At 62.7% G+C, this 15,968-nt stretch carries 17 protein-coding genes; 7 read left to right on the top strand and 10 right to left on the bottom strand.

Going from position 1 to position 15,968, the window contains the following annotated elements:
* Positions 1-90: 90 nt before the first annotated feature.
* The 3 genes from DBV08_RS03055 (at position 91) to DBV08_RS03045 (ending at position 3,031) form a co-directional block, all read left to right on the top strand.
* On the top strand, positions 91-1,092 hold the full coding sequence (locus DBV08_RS03055; RefSeq protein WP_007727338.1) for a substrate-binding domain-containing protein: 1,002 nt from the start codon (positions 91-93) through the stop codon (positions 1,090-1,092).
* 64 nt (positions 1,093-1,156) lie between these two features.
* Entirely contained in the window at positions 1,157-2,215 is a 1,059-nt protein-coding gene (locus tag DBV08_RS03050; protein ID WP_003940759.1) for an ABC transporter permease, read from the top strand.
* 3 nt (positions 2,216-2,218) lie between these two features.
* Positions 2,219-3,031: an ATP-binding cassette domain-containing protein gene (locus DBV08_RS03045; RefSeq protein WP_007727336.1), complete on the top strand. Its 813-nt coding sequence runs from the start codon at positions 2,219-2,221 to the stop codon at positions 3,029-3,031.
* Between the two features lie 55 nt (positions 3,032-3,086).
* Here the strand turns inward: DBV08_RS03045 and DBV08_RS03040 are convergent, their stop codons facing one another.
* The 4 genes from DBV08_RS03040 to DBV08_RS03025 are packed head-to-tail and all read right to left on the bottom strand — an operon-like array spanning position 3,087 to position 6,779.
* A complete protein-coding gene (locus DBV08_RS03040; RefSeq protein WP_124566469.1) occupies positions 3,087-4,088 on the bottom strand; it encodes a Gfo/Idh/MocA family protein in 1,002 nt (333 codons plus the stop codon).
* A complete protein-coding gene (locus tag DBV08_RS03035; RefSeq protein ID WP_124566468.1) occupies positions 4,085-4,951 on the bottom strand; it encodes a TIM barrel protein in 867 nt (288 codons plus the stop codon). Before DBV08_RS03035 ends, DBV08_RS03040 begins: the two co-directional genes overlap by 4 nt.
* Complete coding sequence (locus DBV08_RS03030) at positions 4,948-5,988, bottom strand: Gfo/Idh/MocA family oxidoreductase (protein WP_124566467.1); 1,041 nt, start codon at positions 5,986-5,988, stop codon at positions 4,948-4,950. Before DBV08_RS03030 ends, DBV08_RS03035 begins: the two co-directional genes overlap by 4 nt.
* Positions 5,988-6,779 carry an SDR family oxidoreductase gene (locus DBV08_RS03025; RefSeq protein WP_124566466.1) on the bottom strand — a complete coding sequence of 264 codons (792 nt, stop codon included), beginning with the start codon at positions 6,777-6,779 and terminating at the stop codon, positions 5,988-5,990. Before DBV08_RS03025 ends, DBV08_RS03030 begins: the two co-directional genes overlap by 1 nt.
* A gap of 75 nt (positions 6,780-6,854) precedes the next feature.
* Here DBV08_RS03025 and DBV08_RS03020 point away from each other — a divergent pair, with 75 nt between their 5' ends.
* A complete protein-coding gene (locus tag DBV08_RS03020; RefSeq protein ID WP_124566465.1) occupies positions 6,855-7,877 on the top strand; it encodes a LacI family DNA-binding transcriptional regulator in 1,023 nt (340 codons plus the stop codon).
* A 58-nt stretch (positions 7,878-7,935) separates the two neighbouring features.
* Here the strand turns inward: DBV08_RS03020 and DBV08_RS03015 are convergent, their stop codons facing one another.
* The 4 genes from DBV08_RS03015 to sdhC are packed head-to-tail and all read right to left on the bottom strand — an operon-like array spanning position 7,936 to position 11,331.
* A complete protein-coding gene (locus DBV08_RS03015) occupies positions 7,936-8,703 on the bottom strand; it encodes a succinate dehydrogenase iron-sulfur subunit (protein ID WP_003940925.1) in 768 nt (255 codons plus the stop codon).
* The gene (sdhA, locus tag DBV08_RS03010) at positions 8,703-10,454 is read right to left on the bottom strand and encodes a succinate dehydrogenase flavoprotein subunit (RefSeq protein ID WP_124566464.1); all 1,752 of its coding nucleotides are present in this window, start codon (positions 10,452-10,454) and stop codon (positions 8,703-8,705) included. Before sdhA ends, DBV08_RS03015 begins: the two co-directional genes overlap by 1 nt.
* 15 nt (positions 10,455-10,469) lie before the next feature.
* On the bottom strand, positions 10,470-10,925 hold the full coding sequence (locus DBV08_RS03005) for a succinate dehydrogenase hydrophobic membrane anchor subunit (protein WP_003940699.1): 456 nt from the start codon (positions 10,923-10,925) through the stop codon (positions 10,470-10,472).
* 1 nt (position 10,926) lies between these two features.
* Positions 10,927-11,331 (bottom strand): succinate dehydrogenase, cytochrome b556 subunit, encoded by a 405-nt coding sequence (gene sdhC / locus DBV08_RS03000; RefSeq protein ID WP_185564407.1) that lies wholly within the window; start codon positions 11,329-11,331, stop codon positions 10,927-10,929.
* A gap of 253 nt (positions 11,332-11,584) precedes the next feature.
* Here sdhC and DBV08_RS02995 point away from each other — a divergent pair, with 253 nt between their 5' ends.
* Genes DBV08_RS02995 through DBV08_RS02985 form a run of 3 tightly spaced genes read left to right on the top strand, consistent with a single transcriptional unit; the run spans position 11,585 to position 14,372 of the window.
* Positions 11,585-11,989, top strand: a complete 405-nt coding sequence (locus DBV08_RS02995; protein WP_095969016.1) for a cytidine deaminase — start codon at positions 11,585-11,587, stop codon at positions 11,987-11,989.
* Positions 11,982-13,277 carry a thymidine phosphorylase gene (locus DBV08_RS02990; RefSeq protein ID WP_095969017.1) on the top strand — a complete coding sequence of 432 codons (1,296 nt, stop codon included), beginning with the start codon at positions 11,982-11,984 and terminating at the stop codon, positions 13,275-13,277. Before DBV08_RS02995 ends, DBV08_RS02990 begins: the two co-directional genes overlap by 8 nt.
* Positions 13,278-13,286: 9 nt before the next feature.
* Entirely contained in the window at positions 13,287-14,372 is a 1,086-nt protein-coding gene (locus DBV08_RS02985) for an adenosine deaminase (protein ID WP_124566463.1), read from the top strand.
* A gap of 15 nt (positions 14,373-14,387) precedes the next feature.
* Here the strand turns inward: DBV08_RS02985 and DBV08_RS02980 are convergent, their stop codons facing one another.
* Both DBV08_RS02980 and DBV08_RS02975 read right to left on the bottom strand, forming a co-directional pair.
* Entirely contained in the window at positions 14,388-15,626 is a 1,239-nt protein-coding gene (locus DBV08_RS02980; RefSeq protein WP_095969019.1) for a primosomal protein, read from the bottom strand.
* A 47-nt stretch (positions 15,627-15,673) separates the two neighbouring features.
* The gene (locus DBV08_RS02975) at positions 15,674-15,964 is read right to left on the bottom strand and encodes a YbaB/EbfC family nucleoid-associated protein (RefSeq protein WP_234036935.1); all 291 of its coding nucleotides are present in this window, start codon (positions 15,962-15,964) and stop codon (positions 15,674-15,676) included.
* Between the last annotated feature and the right edge of the window lie 4 nt (positions 15,965-15,968).

Genomic DNA, 15,968 nt, shown 5'->3' with positions numbered 1-15,968 from the left:
ACATTCGACTGTGACGGGTATTACATCTTTCACATACAACCGAGCACCATCCGTTCGCGGGCCGTTGGTTGATGTCGAGAGGGAGTTCACATGTCGTTTCTCACGGGACGCAAGAGCGTTGCCGTACTGGCCGGAGCCTCAGTCGTGGTCTTGGGTCTGGCCGCCTGTTCGAGTACCGGTGGAAAGCCGGATTCCTCAGGATCCGGAATGGGTGCGGGTACGGCGGACACGCCCCGCGCCACCATCGCGATGATCACCCACGAAGTTCCCGGTGACACATTCTGGGATCTGGTGCGCAAGGGCGCCGAAACCGCAGCGGCGAAGGACAACATCGAACTTCGGTACTCTGCCGATCCCGAGGCGCCGAACCAGGCGAACCTGGTTCAGAGCGCGATCGACAGCAAGGTCGACGGGATCGCCGTCACCCTCGCGAAGCCTGACGCCATGGTTGCTGCGGTCCAAAGTGCTACTGCCGCAGGCATTCCGGTGGTCGCCCTCAATTCGGGCCTCGAAACCTGGAAGGACATGGGCGTCAAGGAGTACTTCGGTCAGGACGAGTCGATTGCCGGTGAAGCTGCCGGCGAACGACTCAACACCGAAGGCGCCACCAAGGTGCTGTGCGTCATTCAGGAGCAGGGCAACGTGAGCCTCGAATCACGTTGTGCCGGCGTGAAGAAGTCGTTCAAGGGAACGACGGAGATTCTCAACGTCAACGGCAAGGACATGCCGTCGGTGGAGTCGACGATCACCGCGAAACTTCAACAGGACCCGGCAATCGATCGAGTTCTCGCGCTCGGTGCGCCGTTTGCCTTGACGTCCGTGACGTCGGTCGGCAATGCGGGCAGCAAGGCGAAGGTCGTCACCTTCGACACCAACGCGGCGCTCGTCGACGCCATCAAATCCGGTGACGTGCAGTGGGCAGTGGACCAGCAACCCTTCCTGCAGGGCTATCTCGCCATCGATTCGCTGTGGCTTTACCTCAACAACGGCAACGTGATCGGTGGCGGCTTGCCGACCCTGACCGGACCCGCGTTCATCGACAACACCAACATCGACTCGGTCGCCGAGTACGCCAAGAACGGAACTCGCTGATCCGGGCGCACGGAGGGCTGAGACACCACCCCTCCGTGCGCCTGTCCAGCACGGAAGGGAAATCATGTCCACTCAGGCAGATCTCGACCTTGCCGCCCACAAGGTCGTCACCGATGAACGGGTGAAGGAGCAGAAGCGCATTCAGCGTCTGTTGCTCCGCCCGGAGATGGGTTCACTTGTCGGCGCCATCGCCATCTTCATCTTCTTCTGTATCGTCGCGGCACCGTTCCGTACGCCGGAAGCGCTTGCGACAGTGCTCTACTCCAGCTCTACGATCGGTATCATGGCTTGTGCCGTCGCCCTGCTCATGATCGGCGGCGAGTTCGACCTCTCCGCCGGCGTCGCAGTCACCACGTCCTCGCTCGCCGCGTCGATGATCGCCTACAACCTGCACCTCAATCTGTGGGTGGGCGCGATTCTGGCGCTGGTCGTCTCGCTCGCGGTCGGATTCTTCAACGGCTACCTCGTCATGAAGACGAAGATTCCCAGCTTCCTCATCACCTTGAGTTCGTTCTTGATGTTGACCGGTATCAACCTGGCCGTTACCAAGCTCGTGAGTGGTCAGGTTGCAACACCCAGCGTCTCCGACATGGCCGGATTCGATTCCGCCAAAAAGGTATTCGCATCGTCGTTCTCGGTTTTCGGGGTGTCGGTCAAGATCACGGTGGTGTGGTGGCTGCTGTTCACCGCCATCGCCACGTTTGTTTTGTTCAAGACCAAGATCGGCAACTGGATCTTCGCGGTCGGCGGCAATCAGGACAGCGCACGCGCGATCGGTGTCCCGGTGACCGCAGTCAAGATCGGTCTGTTCATGACCGTCGGTTTTGCCGCCTGGTTCGTCGGCATGCATCTGCTGTTCTCGTTCAACACCGTTCAGTCCGGACAGGGCGTCGGTAACGAGTTCCTGTACATCATTGCCGCAGTCATCGGCGGTTGCTTGCTCACCGGTGGTTACGGAACCGCGATCGGCGCTGCGATCGGCGCATTCATCTTCGGTATGACCAACCAGGGCATCGTCTACGCAGGCTGGAACCCGGACTGGTTCAAGTTCTTCCTCGGCGCCATGCTGCTGTTCGCGGTCATCGCCAACAACGCATTCCGCAACTACGCTGCGAAAAGGTGACACATGAGTACCACAGCTGAAGTTCCCGCTCTCTCGAACTCGGGCGGCAACGTGCCACTGATCGAGCTCAAGGACGTCGGTAAGCAATACGGAAACATCATCGCGCTCAAGGGCATCAACCTGCGCGTCGGCGCGGGTGAAGTGACCGGCGTGCTCGGTGACAACGGTGCCGGCAAGTCCACGCTGATCAAGATCATCGCCGGACTGCACCAGCAGAGCGAAGGTGAACTGCTCGTCGACGGCGAGCCGACCACGTTCCACTCTCCGAAAGAAGCCCTCGGCAAAGGCATTGCGACGGTCTATCAGGATCTTGCCGTCGTCGCGCTGATGCCGGTGTGGCGCAACTTCTTCCTCGGCCAGGAACTTCGTAAGGGCGGCCTCATCAAGTCTCTCGACGCCAACGCCATGCGCGCGACGACGCTCTCGGAACTGTCGAAGATGGGCATCGAACTGCCCGACGTCGACGCACCGATCGGCAGCCTCTCGGGCGGACAGCGTCAGTGCGTTGCCATCGCCCGCGCCATCTTCTTCGGCGCGCGTGTGCTGATTCTCGACGAGCCGACCGCAGCACTCGGCGTCAAGCAGTCAGGAATGGTGTTGCGCTACATCACCGCTGCCAAGGAACAGGGATTCGGCGTCATCTTCATCACGCACAACCCGCACCACGCCTACATGGTCGGAGATCACTTCGTACTCCTCAATCGAGGACGTCAGAAACTCGACGCCAAATACGACGACATCTCGCTCGAAGAACTCACCAAGGAGATGGCGGGCGGTGACGAGCTCGAGACACTGACCCACGAGCTTCGCCGCTAGATCGAAACCTTACGACTGCAGCCTCGGTTCNNGAACCGAGGCTGCAGTCGTTTCGTCAGAGGATGGTTGTCGGCCGAGCCCCGAGGCCGGAATGCATGTACGCCTCGTCGATCAACGTCATATTGGCTACGGCGTCGGCCGGCCCGATGGGTAGCGTTGAGACCCCGGACAGATGATCGGCCAACGCCTCGAGTTGGTAGGTGTACGACGACTTCGTGCCCAGATGCTCGATACTCGTGCGCCCATCGACAGTGACAGAGACACGGTCGTCGACGTCCGGCTGGAGGAAGTTGTGCACCAGGACGTCTCCGTTGGTTCCGAACACCCGGAAGGTGAAGTGGTACTGCTCGTCCAACATCGTTGTCACAACGGATGCCGTGGCGCGGCCGGGATACTCGAGTTCGATGTCGAACCACGAATCGACCCCCGGAGCATATTCCTCGTGGCGCGTCTCGGTGACACTCGGTGCACCGCCGCATGCGTCACCCAGCGTTCGGGATGCATGTAATCCGTAGCAGCCCAAGTCCATCAGTGACCCGCCTGCCAAGGCGAGCTCCCACCGCGGGTCGTTCTCGGATGGTTTGGGCATCCGCAGTACGGTTTCCACCCGAGTGACCGCGCCGACTGTGCCGCTCCGAACCACATCCAACAGGCGCCGGTTCACCGGATGAAAGAGGTAGTGGAACCCCTCGAGCAGCGTCACTCCGCTCACGCATGCTGCGTCGGCTACAGCACGCGCTTCCACCGCGTTGCTCGAAAACGGTTTCTCCGTCAGCACGTGCTTGCCGGCCTGAACGGCGGCGAGATTCCACGGCCCGTGCAGGCTGTTGGGCAGCGCGTTGTAGACGATGTCCACCTCCGGATCCGAGATCAGCTCGGCGTACGAACCGACAACCCGTTCGATTCCATGTTGTTCCGCATAGGCTTCGGCCCGCTCGGGGCTGCGTGCGGCAACGGCCACCAGGCGGTGCCCAGTGGCCGTTGCAGGTTTGATCATCGCGTTCTCGGCGATGCGTGACGCTCCCAGAATGCCGATTCGCAGCGGAGTGACCGTCACAGAACCGACCGCAGATACTCGACGCTGGCTCGCACGTCGCGCACTGGTCCCTCGTCGGACGGGGCCTCGGTCAAAATGGTGTCCTGCTCGAGCACGTACCACCCGTCGAAACCGTGGCGCTGCAATATGGCTGTGACACCGGCGATGTCGACGTCGCCGCCACCGAGCGGGCGGTACATTCCCGCCTTGACTCCGTCGGTGTAGGTGAGCTCACCGCTGCGAACGCGTGATGCGAGGGCATCGTCGACGTCCTTGAGATGTACGTGGGTGACGCGCTCGGGAGCCTGACGTGCCAGGTCGACGGGATCGGTGCCCCCGATCAACAGATGGCCGGTGTCGAGGCACAGTGGGATGGCCGAGCCGTCGAGCACTCGAAGGACCTCGTCGCGTTGCTCGATCATCGTTCCGACGTGAGGGTGGACGACCGCCCGAATGCCACGTTCGGCCGCGGCGTCAGCGAGGCGATCGAGATTGTGCAGCAGGGTTTTCCAACTCTGCTCGCCTAGTTCCGGACGTGAATCGTAGCCGTCGGAGCCTGTCGCGGCGGCCAGGACCAGAACTTCGGCGCCTGAGGCGACAAAACCGTCGAGGATGGGGGAGATGCCGGGCACCGGATCATGTTCGTGATCATGCAGTAGAACCGGTGCAAACCCGCCGACTGCGCTCAGGTCGTGATCCGCGAGCACCTTGGCCATTTCGGCGGGTGCTGTCGGCAGAAAGCCCTCCGGTCCGATTTCCGTTGCCGCCAGACCGACTTCGCGCATTTCCCGGAGGACTTGCGCAGGGTCGAGCTGGTAGCCCCAGCCCGGGACTTCGCACACGCCCCAGGAGATCGGTGCGCCGGCGATGCGAGGAGTGCTCATGTGTGTGCCTCATTCTTGTCGTGAAGGAACAGATCTTTGACTTCGGTGATCGTGACGGGCCGGCCCTCGCGCAGAGAGTGCGTTGCAGCTTCGGAGATCCAGGCCGACTCGACCGCATCCGCGGGAGTACAGGGTGATTCCCGACACCCGGCGACAACGCCGAGGAATGCTTCGAGTTCCGCACGGTAGGCGGAAGTGAAACGGTCCATGAAAAACGTGTACGGCTCCTTCGCGGGAAACAAGATTCCGGGGTCGAGCGAGCGGAGTGGCAAACGGTCGTCGAGTCCCGCAGCGACGGAGTCTCTCGAGCCGAGGACTTCGAGCCGGCAGTCGTGGCCACGGCCGTTGTAGCGAGTATTCGACACGACCGCGATGGTCCCGCCTTCGAACGTGAGAACCGTTGCAGCGGTGTCGACGTCACCGGCATCGGCAATCGCGCGATCACCCTGATTCGAGCCGGTGGCAAAAACCGTGGTGACTTCGCGGCCGCTGACCCACCGGACGATGTCGAAATCGTGGATCGAGCAGTCGCGGAAGATGCCGCCGGAGTGTTCGATGTACGAGATCGGCGGGGGAGCGGGATCGAGGGTCGTCGATCGGAGAGTGTGTATCCAACCGAGTTCGCCGGATCGAACTGCGTCGTACGCCGCCACGAATGACGGGTCGAACCGGCGCTGAAATCCGATCTGGACCGGTACCGACGTCAGCTCGACGGCTTCGAGTACACGAACAGAAGATTCGATGGAATCGGCGACGGGCTTTTCGCAGAACGTCGGGATTCCCCGGCGGACAGCGGCTTCGATCAGCTCGGCGTGCGAACTCGACGACGCGGCCACCAGGACGCCGTCGACTCCCGAGGCGAAAAGCGCGTCGGGATCGGCAGCGGACTCCACGTCGAGTTCGGTTGCCACGTCCGAGGTTCGACGTGCGTCGACGTCCGTGACAACCAGTGAGTCGACGCCGTCCATCGCGAGCAAGTTTCGGGCGTGGAAGCTGCCGATTCTTCCGAGTCCGACGACTCCGATGCGAGCGCCCATCAGTTCAGCCCTCCGAAGACGTTCTGGTCCCAGTCGATGATCGAACCCGTCACGACGCCGCTGCGATCGGAGAGCAGGAACACGACGAAGTCGGCGATTTCGTCGACCTGGCCGAGCTTGCCCATGGGAAGGGTGCTGCCCGCGCGTTCCTGCCAGTCGTCACCCGCGTCGTGAAAAGCCCTCTGTGTTAGGTCTTCTCCCTCGGTCTGTGTCCACCCGATGTCGAGACCGTTGATCCGGATACGATCCCAGCGATGCGCGTGGGCGGCGTTGCGCGTCAGTCCCGCCAGCCCGGCCTTCGCTGCCACGTACGGCGCGAGATACGGCTGGCCGCCGAGTTCGGACGTGGAGATGATGTTGACGATGGACCCCGCAACCGCACGCTCACGCATGTCCTTGACGGCGGCCTGCATCGTGAAGAACGGACCGCGAAGGTTCACCGCGATGTGCTGGTCGAAGAGTTCCTCGGTGGTGTCGAGCAGAGTTCCGCGGGAGGTGAGCCCGGCGGAATTGACCAGAGCATCCACACGGCCGAAGTGAGAGATCGTCTCGGCCACGCTGGCGAGTGCGGAATCCGTCTGTGCCACATCGGCTTCGATGAAGTGGGTTCCCGGTAGTTCTGCCTCGAGCGCTTTTCCGACGTCCGGGCGTCGGCCGGTGAAAGCCACCTGAGCGCCCTCACGGACTGCGGCGCGCACGACGCCGGCACCGACGCCTTGGGAGCCGCCACTGACCAGCAGGACGGTGTCGGTCAGGAGTGCGGGCCTGGTTACGCCCGGCGGTGAAGTCATGGGTTTAGTCTGGCTGTGACGAAGACCTCGAGCAACAGCGAAAAACCATCAAATATCCATCATTGTGAGGTAGTTGTGGCGCATCGATTCAAAGTGCGGGAGATTGCCCAGCAGTCTGGCCTGAGTGAGGCCACCGTCGACCGGGTGCTCAACGACCGTCCTGGAGTTCGTGAGGGCACACGATCGGAGGTTCGCCAGGCGATCACGGACCTGGAACGCCAACGCTCGCAATTGAAATTGGTCGGCCGCACGTTCATCGTCGACGTCGTGTTGCAAACTCCCGCACGGTTTTCCGACGCCGTCCGTGACGCGCTCGAGGCCGAACTGCCGACCCTTGCGCCCGCAGTGGTGCGGTCTCGGTTCCACTTTCGTGAAACCGGTTCGGTAGAAGCGATGACGTCGACGCTCGACAAGATTCGCCGGCGCGGCTCCCACGGAGTCATCGTCAAGGCTCCCGACACTCCGGAAGTCGTGGCGGCGATCGACCGGTTGGTGGCGGCAAAGATTCCGGTCGTCACGTTGGTGACCGACGTTGCCGGCAGCAGGCGAGCCGCCTACATCGGCATCGACAACCGGGCCGCCGGAGCCACCGCCGCGTACTTGATAGATCAGTGGCTGGGGGATCGGGACGGCAACGTGCTGGTGAGCATGAGTAGCGGATTCTTTCGCGGGGAGGAAGAACGGGAGATGGGATTCCGCTCCGCCATGCGCGTCTCGGCTCCGCATCGACGGCTGATCGACATTCCGAACAGCGACGGACTGGATCAGACGAGTAGGAAACTGGTGCGAGCGGCACTCGAATCCGATCCACAGATCCGGGCTGTCTATTCGATCGGTGGCGGCAACGTGGCCACGGTCGACGCGTTCGAAGAACTGAACCGGGAGTGCAGTGTCTTCGTCGCCCACGATCTCGACGGAGACAACCGAAAGCTGCTGGGGGAGAGGCGAATATCGGCGGTGCTCCACCACGATCTGCGGGCGGATGTTCGCACTGCCTGTCAGGTGGTCATGAACGAACACGGCGCCATGGGCGCTCACTTCGGCTTTACGACGTCACCGGTTCAGGTCGTGACACCGCTCAACATGCCCCCGACATAGCTGTGCGCGGTTAAGGAGTCCGGAGACTCCCTAACCGCGCACAGGGCCGAAGGCCCGACTACCGAGCGAAGAGCAGCGCTCGCTTGACTTCCTGAATTGCCTTCGTCACCTGGATGCCGCGGGGGCACGCGTCGGTGCAGTTGAACGTGGTGCGGCAACGCCACACGCCGTCCTTGTCGTTCAGGATGTCGAGACGCTCGGAAGCGGCCTCGTCACGGCTGTCGAAGATGAACCGGTGTGCGTTCACGATGGCAGCGGGACCGAAGTAGCTGCCGTCGCTCCAGTACACGGGGCACGACGTGGTGCAGCATGCGCAGAGGATGCACTTGGTCGTGTCGTCGAAACGAGCACGGTCGTGCTGGCTCTGGATGCGCTCACGAGTGGGCTCGTTGCCACTGGTGATGAGGAACGGCTTCACGGCGCGGAATGCGTCGAAGAAGGGCTCCATGTCGACAACCAGGTCCTTCTCGACGGGCAGGCCCTTGATGGGCTCGACCGTGATGGTGACCGGCTTGCCGTCCTTGGGCAGCATGTCCTTCATCAGCAGCTTGCAGGCCAGACGGTTCACACCGTTGATCCGCATCGCGTCCGATCCACAGACACCGTGTGCGCAGCTGCGACGGAACGTGAGGGTGCCGTCGAGGTAGCCCTTCACGTACAGCAGCAGGTTGAGCAGACGGTCGGTGGGCAGTGCGGGGACCTGGAAACTGTCCCAGTGCTGGCCCTCGCCCGATTCAGGGTTCATCCGCGCGATCTTGAGAGTGACCATGACGGCCCCCTCGGGAACAGCGGGGAGTTTGGGTGCATCTACAGCAGGCGCAGACATCAGTACTTACGCTCCATCGGCTCGTAGCGGGTCTGGATCACCGGCTTGTAGTCCAGACGGATGTCGGAGAGCAGGCCGTCACCCTCCTTGTACGCCATCGTGTGCTTCATGTACTCGGCGTCGTTGCGATCCGGGAAGTCCTCGCGAGCGTGGCCGCCGCGCGATTCCTTGCGGTTGAGGGCGCCGACGACGGTGACCTCTGCCATTTCGAGGAGGAAGCCCAGCTCGATGGCCTCGAGCAGGTCGCTGTTGTAGCGCTTGCCCTTGTCCTGGACCGTGATGTGGTTGTAGCGCTCCTTGAGAGCACGCACATCCTTGAGTGCCTGGGTGAGGCGCTCTTCGGTGCGGAAGACGGAAGCGTTGTTGTCCATCGACTGCTGCAGCTCGGTGCGGATGTCCGCAACGCGCTCGTGGCCGTGATCGGACAGGATGACGCCGACCCAGTCTTCGACCATCGCAGCCGGGGTTTCCGGCATGTCGACGAACTCGGTGGAGTTCGCGTACTCGGCGGCAGCGATGCCGGCGCGACGGCCGAACACGTTGATGTCGAGGAGCGAGTTGGTACCGAGACGGTTTGCACCGTGGACCGAAACGCAGGCGCATTCGCCGGCGGCGTACAGGCCCTTGACGATCTCGTCGTTGTTGCGCAGCACCTCACCGTTGATCTTGGTGGGGATACCGCCCATGACGTAGTGGCACGTCGGGTAGACGGGCACGGGCTCCTTGACGGGGTCCACGCCGAGGTAGGTGCGCGAGAACTCCATGATGTCGGGGAGCTTCTCGTCGAGAACTTCCTCGGGGATGTGGGTCACGTCGATGTAGACGTAGTCCTTGTTCGGGCCGGCGCCGCGGCCTTCGAGAACCTCGAGGACCATCGAGCGCGCCACGATGTCACGGGGAGCGAGGTCCTTGATGGTGGGGGCGTAACGCTCCATGAAGCGTTCACCGTCGACATTACGGAGAATGCCACCTTCACCACGGACGGCTTCCGAGATCAGGATGCCGAGGCCGGCGAGTCCTGTCGGGTGGAACTGGTGGAACTCCATGTCCTCGAGGGGCAGGCCCTTGCGGAAGATGATGCCCATGCCGTCACCGGTGAGGGTGTGCGCGTTGGACGTCGTCTTGTACATGCGTCCCGAGCCGCCGGTCGCGAAGACGATCGACTTGGCGTGGAAGATGTGCAGCTCGCCGGTCGAGAGCTCGTAGCAGATGACGCCGGTGGCAACCGGGCCGTCCTCGGTCTCGGTGATGGCGATGTCGAGCGCGTAGAACTCGTTGAAGAACTCGACGTCGTGCTTGACGCAGTTCTGGTAGAGCGTCTGCAGGATCATGTGACCGGTGCGGTCGGCTGCGTAACACGCACGGCGGACGGGTGCCTTGCCGTGGTCACGGGTGTGGCCGCCGAATCGACGCTGGTCGATCTTGCCTTCGGGCGTGCGGTTGAACGGCAGGCCCATCTTCTCGAGGTCGAGCACCGCGTCGATGGCCTCTTTGGCCATGATCTCGACGGCGTCCTGGTCGGCGAGGTAATCGCCGCCCTTGACGGTGTCGAAGGTGTGCCACTCCCAGTTGTCTTCCTCCACGTTCGCCAGTGCGGCACACATGCCGCCCTGGGCCGCGCCGGTGTGGCTGCGGGTGGGGTAGAGCTTGGTCAGTACGGCCGTGCGGGCACGGGGGCCGGCCTCGATCGCCGCACGCATGCCTGCGCCACCGGCGCCGACGATGACCACGTCATAACGATGTTCCTGCATGAAGTCTGTGCTCCCCTAGCTCGCCGAGATATTGGGGTCGAAGGTGAAGATGACGTACGTGCCCAGGCCCATGATCAGGATCATCGAGAGAACGAGGATCGTGGTCAGCCAGAAGCGCGTGGAGTCCTTGCGGGAGTAGTCCGCGATGACCGTGCGCAGACCGTTACCGCCGTGCAGCTGTGCCAGCCACAACATCGTCAGATCCCAGAACTGCCAGAACGGGCTGGACCAGCGACCTGCGACGAATGCGAAGTTCAAACGGTGAACGCCACCGTCGAGCATCAGCATGATGAACATGTGGCCCAGGACCAGAACGATCAGGGCGACGCCGGAGAAGCGCATGAACAGCCATGCGTACAACTCGAAGTTGTTCCGAGCCTTCGCGCGCGGGGACCGCGGGTTGTCCAGGCTTGCGGGACGGTCGTATGAGGTGCCCAAGCTCTTGGCTTCGGGTCCGTGAGTAGTCGCCATGTCAGTGCTCCGCAAACATGTTGATGAGGATGCGTCCGGCGCCCGGGATCATCACCAGGAACCAGATCGTCAGAATGGTCCAGAGCATGACGCGCTGGTACTTCGGGCCCTTCGACCAGAAGTCCACCAACATCACGCGCACGCCGTTGAGGGCGTGGTAGAGGACTACGCCGACGAGGCCGATCTCCATGAGGCCGACGACGGGGTTCTTGTACGTGTCGATGACGGCGTCGTACGTATCGGGATTGACCCGGACGAGTGCCGTATCGAGAACGTGTACGAATAGGAAGAAGAAAGTAGCGACGCCTGTGATCCGGTGTAGAACCCAGGACCACATTCCGGGGTCGCCCCGGTAAAGCGACCTCGTGCGCTCCTTCTGAGGAGCGGCTTCAGTCGTAGTACTCATCGAGTGCTGTGCCTCCAACGTCATTGGTGGACGCGTCGAGCCTGCAGAGAGCTTCGATGTACCTCAGCCCGGGCTCGACGGGATCCTGAACCGACTTGACTCAGACTCTAAACCTATGTGAAACCGGGAACTAATCAGATGCGGGATTCGTACGCGTACCAAACTCTTTGTAAGGTTTGCCTTTCCAATCTCTGCGAGACGGTTACGGCGTGGTTTCTGCATCCATTCAGTCAGCGTGATTGGATATCGAACCATGGGTGACATCGACTGGAAGTTGTTGCGGCACAACGCGCAAGTGGTCATGCGGAGGGCATACGCGCCGTACTCGGGATATGCGGTGGGTGCAGCTGCCCTGGTAGACGATGGCCGAATCGTCTCAGGATGCAATGTGGAAAATGTCTCATACGGTTTGAGCCTGTGTGCCGAGTGTGGACTCGTCGGTAACTTGGCGGCCTCCGGGGGTGGGCGGCTGGTGGCCTTCACGTGCTGCGACGCGAAGGGGTCGATTCTGATGCCTTGCGGCCGGTGTAGACAGCTTCTTCTCGAACATGGCGGGGGTGAGATGCTGGTCGACACGAGCAGTGGTTTCAGGCCGCTGAGCGAACTGTTGCCCGATGCTTTCGGGCCGGAACAAGCAGAAGGGCTCCGCCATGTTTGACGCAGTTTCCATCATCGGCGCCAAGCGTGACGGTCGCGAGCTGTCGGGAACCGAGATCGACTGGATAGTTCAGGCGTTCACGCAGGGGGTCGTCGGCGACGAACAGATGTCGGCGCTCGCGATGGCGATCTATTTCCGCGGAATGTCGCGGGCGGAGACCGGTCGATGGACCGAGGCGATGATCGAATCCGGCGGGAGGATGGACTTTTCGGACTTGCCGCTGCCCACCGTCGACAAGCATTCGACCGGTGGCGTGGGGGACAAGATCACCCTTCCGCTCGCGCCCCTCGTCGCTGCGTGTGGTCTTGCAGTCCCGCAGTTGTCGGGACGCGGACTCGGTCATACCGGTGGAACTCTCGACAAGCTCGAGTCCATTCCGGGTTGGCGAGCCGACCTCACGGCGACGGAGATGGTCGACATTCTCGCGGACCCGAAAATCGGCGCCGTGATCTGTGCTGCCGGAGCGAACCTGGCCCCCGCCGACAAGAAGCTCTACGCGCTGCGCGACGTGACGGGAACGGTGGAATCCATTCCGCTGATCGCAAGTTCGATCATGAGCAAGAAGATTGCCGAGGGAACCGGCGCCCTGGTGCTCGACGTCAAAGTCGGTTCCGGAGCGTTCATGAAAGACCTCGGCGACGCGCGAGAGTTGGCACGCACGATGGTCGAGCTGGGCAACGACGCCGGCGTGCGTACCAGTGCTCTCATCACCGGGATGGACACCCCGCTGGGATTGACAGCGGGCAACGCTCTCGAGGTACGTGAATCCGTCGAGGTGCTGGCCGGCGGCGGGCCCTCGGACGTCGTCGAGCTGACCCTGGTCCTGGCTCGGGAGATGCTGTCCGCGGCTGGGATCGACGGGATCGACCCAGCAGACAAACTGGCCGACGGCACGGCCATGGACCGATGGCGCGCGATGATCGCCGCCCAAGGTGGGGACCCGCACGCAGCGCTGCCGGTGGCCAGGCACAGCGACGTCGTCACCGCGGACCGAGACGGCGTCCTGACTCGACTCGACGCCATGGCGGTGGGCGTCGCGGCCTGGAAACTGGGAGCCGGACGCGAACGGCAGGGTGAAGCCGTGCAGGCCGGTGCCGGCGTCGAGCTGCACGCAAAGCCTGGCGACGCGGTCCGCGCCGGACAGAAGCTGATGACACTGCATACCGACACACCTGAGAGATTCGACGCTGCGCGTCGAAGCCTCGGCGGTGGCTGGTCGATCGGGACGGAATCCGACACCGTTGCGCGCCCGCTGCTCATCGAGCGAATTGTGGGTGATTCGCGTTAGCGTTGGCGAATGAACGCACCGGAGTTGACCACGATCCGCAGCGCACCCAAAGTTCTACTCCACGACCACCTCGACGGAGGACTCCGGCCCGAGACCGTTCTCGAACTGGCCGAGCAGTGTGGTTACGACGGGCTGCCGGCGAATTCGGCATCCGAACTGGCGCAATGGTTCCGAACTGCCGCCGACAGCGGATCGCTCGAGCTCTACCTCGAGACTTTCGCGCATACCGTAGCCGTGATGCAGACCCCGGAAGGGCTCGCACGGGTAGCGAGTGAGTGTGCCGAGGACCTGGCCGACGACAACGTCGTCTACGCCGAAATCCGTTTTGCGCCCGAGCAGCACCTGGAACAGGGCCTGACCTTGGACGAGGTCGTCGAGCACGTGCTCGAAGGTTTCCGAGCCGGCGAATCCGCGGCCAGGGTCGCGGGACGGGAGATCCGAATCGGGTGTCTCCTGACGGCGATGAGGCATGCCGCCCGGTCACGAGAGATCGCCGAACTCGCCGTACGATTCCGGGACCGCGGGGTGGTCGGTTTCGACATCGCCGGTGCCGAGGCCGGAAACCCGCCGAGCCGGCACCTCGACGCATTCGAATACATGCGTGATGCAAACGCTCACTTCACGATCCACGCGGGCGAGGCCTTCGGATTGCCGTCGATCCACGAAGCCATCGCCTTCTGCGGAGCGGACCGGTTGGGGCACGGCGTGCGGATCGTCGACGACATCGACGTGAACGGCCGAGATGGGGCAGAGTTGGGTCGACTCGCGAACTACGTCCGTGACATGCGCATTCCCCTCGAACTGTGCCCGAGTTCGAACGTGCAGACCGGAGCCGTGGCTGCGCTGGCCGACCATCCGTTCGGACTGTTGGCGGACTTGCGCTTCCGCGTGACCGTCAACACCGACAACAGACTGATGAGCGACACCACCATGAGTCGGGAAATGGCAGCGCTGGTCGAGACCTTCGGTTACGGCTGGACCGATCTGGAACGTTTCACCATCAACGCGATGAAGTCGGCCTTCATCCCGTTCGACGAGCGTCTCGCGTTGATCGACGACGTGATCAAGCCGGGCTACGCCGTGCTCATCGGCTAGAGGCCGGTCACCGGTCTACTCGGGCCGCAGCCGAGCCTCGAACTCACGCTCGAGTTCGCGCCAGGTCTCGGATTCCTTGGTGAACGGTGCGCTCGGAGCCATCCGCGACGGATCGGGGTTGAGGAGGTACGAGACGTACCAGCCCAGTTCGTTCGATGCGGACAGAATTTCCTCGGTGGAGTCGTCGTCGGCGAAATCAGCTGCATCGGTGAACAATTCGACGGCGAGTTCCAGTTGCTCGGCGTCGACGACGTCGGGGCCCTGGGCGAGGTCGTCGGCGATGCCGGGCAGGACGTAGACGTTCTCGTCCGTGACTTCGATTTCGAGAGAACCGTCGACGGCGGCGTTCTGAATTTCGCCGTACGTGCTGACCTGCGAGAGATCGTGTTCGTGGTTGTCGGCGAGGTACCGAGCGAGTGCGCGCTCGCTACGGAAGACGGTGATCAGTCCGTCCTTGCCGAGGAAGATCGCCTGATCACCCATGTAGCAGCGCAGAGTGTAGAACGTCTCGGCCGAGGTGATGATGCGGATCGGGTCGACGCCGACCTCGCCCCAGAAAGTCTCGATTTCGTCTTCGTCCTCGTCGAGGTCGTCTTCGTCGAATTCCTCGTCCTCGCCCTCTTCGGCGACATCGTCGGCATCGACGGTGTTCTCGGCGGCAGCGAGCAGTTCGGCTTCGGCGACCGCCACGGCAGCTGCATCGACCTTCGGGGAGGTGACCACCTTGTCGATGGCGTCGAGCACGGCGTCCCAGTCCTTGACGATCGCAGCGCCGACCTGATCCCACAGCTCGAGGCCTTCGCGGCCTTCGAAGGTGCCGGCTCCGGTGGCAAGTGCTCCGAGTACCGGATGGCCGCTGAAGAAGCGGATGACTGCGTCGAGTTCGCACACCTCACCGATGTTGCGAGCCATGTTCAGGGTGTCTTCGAGTTCCGAGACCACCAGTGCCTCAGGGTCGCCTGCGGCCAGTTCGGGCACGCCGACGAAGTCGAAGGTGAAGTTCTCCTCCGGTTCGAGCTCGGCTGCCGACAGTCCGGAAACGACGGCCCACGCCGGATGCTCGACCAGATCGTTGTCGGAATCCGTTCGGATGAAGGCCGCGAGTTCTGCGACGGAGGAGAACCCGTACAGGTCTTCCTCATGGCCGAGAAACGCTTCCCACTCGTCGTCGCCCTCGCGCCAGCGGGGAGCCCACAAAGTGACGAGGTCTCCGTCGGTGAGTCCGATTTCGATAGGGACGATGTCTCCAGCCATGGGCGGAAGCCTATCCACCGCAGAGCGAAAGGCATAGCGGGGGTTCGTCACGTTTGTTTCAGTGCCACCCGGAGCTCACTGACCAGTCGCTCTCGTTGGTCGTTGGACTGTTGAACTGCCTGGTGAATGGTTGCCACCGTCAGTGCGGCCACCGTGCGCGAATTCATCGCGGTGATTGCGTCGGTTACCCGTAGGTCGACCAGAGCGCCCAGCCCGTCGACAGTTGCCGTGACTATCCCACCCTCGCTCGAGACGACTACCCGCAGAGCGTTGACCCCGTCGACGGCGTCCTGCAAGAGTCCGGTCCGGTGTTTCGCCAACTCCATGATTCGATCCATCTCG

This window comes from Rhodococcus sp. KBW08, from assembly GCF_003852455.1.
Classification (GTDB): domain Bacteria; phylum Actinomycetota; class Actinomycetes; order Mycobacteriales; family Mycobacteriaceae; genus Rhodococcus_F; species Rhodococcus_F baikonurensis.
Note: the sequence above shows the minus strand (reverse complement) of the source record. Positions and strands in the feature narration are given on the sequence as shown.

Excerpts from the sequence above, each read along its gene's own strand:
- DBV08_RS03055 (WP_007727338.1), top strand. The coding sequence starts at position 91 with ATGTCGTTTCTCACGGGACGCAAGAGCGTTGCCGTACTGGCCGGAGCC.
- DBV08_RS03050 (WP_003940759.1), top strand. The coding sequence starts at position 1,157 with ATGTCCACTCAGGCAGATCTCGACCTTGCCGCCCACAAGGTCGTCACC.
- DBV08_RS03045 (WP_007727336.1), top strand. The coding sequence starts at position 2,219 with ATGAGTACCACAGCTGAAGTTCCCGCTCTCTCGAACTCGGGCGGCAAC.
- DBV08_RS03035 (WP_124566468.1), bottom strand. The coding sequence starts at position 4,951 with ATGAGCACTCCTCGCATCGCCGGCGCACCGATCTCCTGGGGCGTGTGC.
- DBV08_RS03030 (WP_124566467.1), bottom strand. The coding sequence starts at position 5,988 with ATGGGCGCTCGCATCGGAGTCGTCGGACTCGGAAGAATCGGCAGCTTC.
- DBV08_RS03025 (WP_124566466.1), bottom strand. The coding sequence starts at position 6,779 with ATGACTTCACCGCCGGGCGTAACCAGGCCCGCACTCCTGACCGACACC.
- DBV08_RS03015 (WP_003940925.1), bottom strand. The coding sequence starts at position 8,703 with ATGTCTGCGCCTGCTGTAGATGCACCCAAACTCCCCGCTGTTCCCGAG.
- sdhA (WP_124566464.1), bottom strand. The coding sequence starts at position 10,454 with ATGCAGGAACATCGTTATGACGTGGTCATCGTCGGCGCCGGTGGCGCA.
- DBV08_RS03005 (WP_003940699.1), bottom strand. The coding sequence starts at position 10,925 with ATGGCGACTACTCACGGACCCGAAGCCAAGAGCTTGGGCACCTCATAC.
- sdhC (WP_185564407.1), bottom strand. The coding sequence starts at position 11,331 with ATGAGTACTACGACTGAAGCCGCTCCTCAGAAGGAGCGCACGAGGTCG.
- DBV08_RS02995 (WP_095969016.1), top strand. The coding sequence starts at position 11,585 with ATGGGTGACATCGACTGGAAGTTGTTGCGGCACAACGCGCAAGTGGTC.
- DBV08_RS02990 (WP_095969017.1), top strand. The coding sequence starts at position 11,982 with ATGTTTGACGCAGTTTCCATCATCGGCGCCAAGCGTGACGGTCGCGAG.
- DBV08_RS02985 (WP_124566463.1), top strand. The coding sequence starts at position 13,287 with ATGAACGCACCGGAGTTGACCACGATCCGCAGCGCACCCAAAGTTCTA.
- DBV08_RS02980 (WP_095969019.1), bottom strand. The coding sequence starts at position 15,626 with ATGGCTGGAGACATCGTCCCTATCGAAATCGGACTCACCGACGGAGAC.
- DBV08_RS02975 (WP_234036935.1), bottom strand. The coding sequence starts at position 15,964 with ATGGATCGAATCATGGAGTTGGCGAAACACCGGACCGGACTCTTGCAG.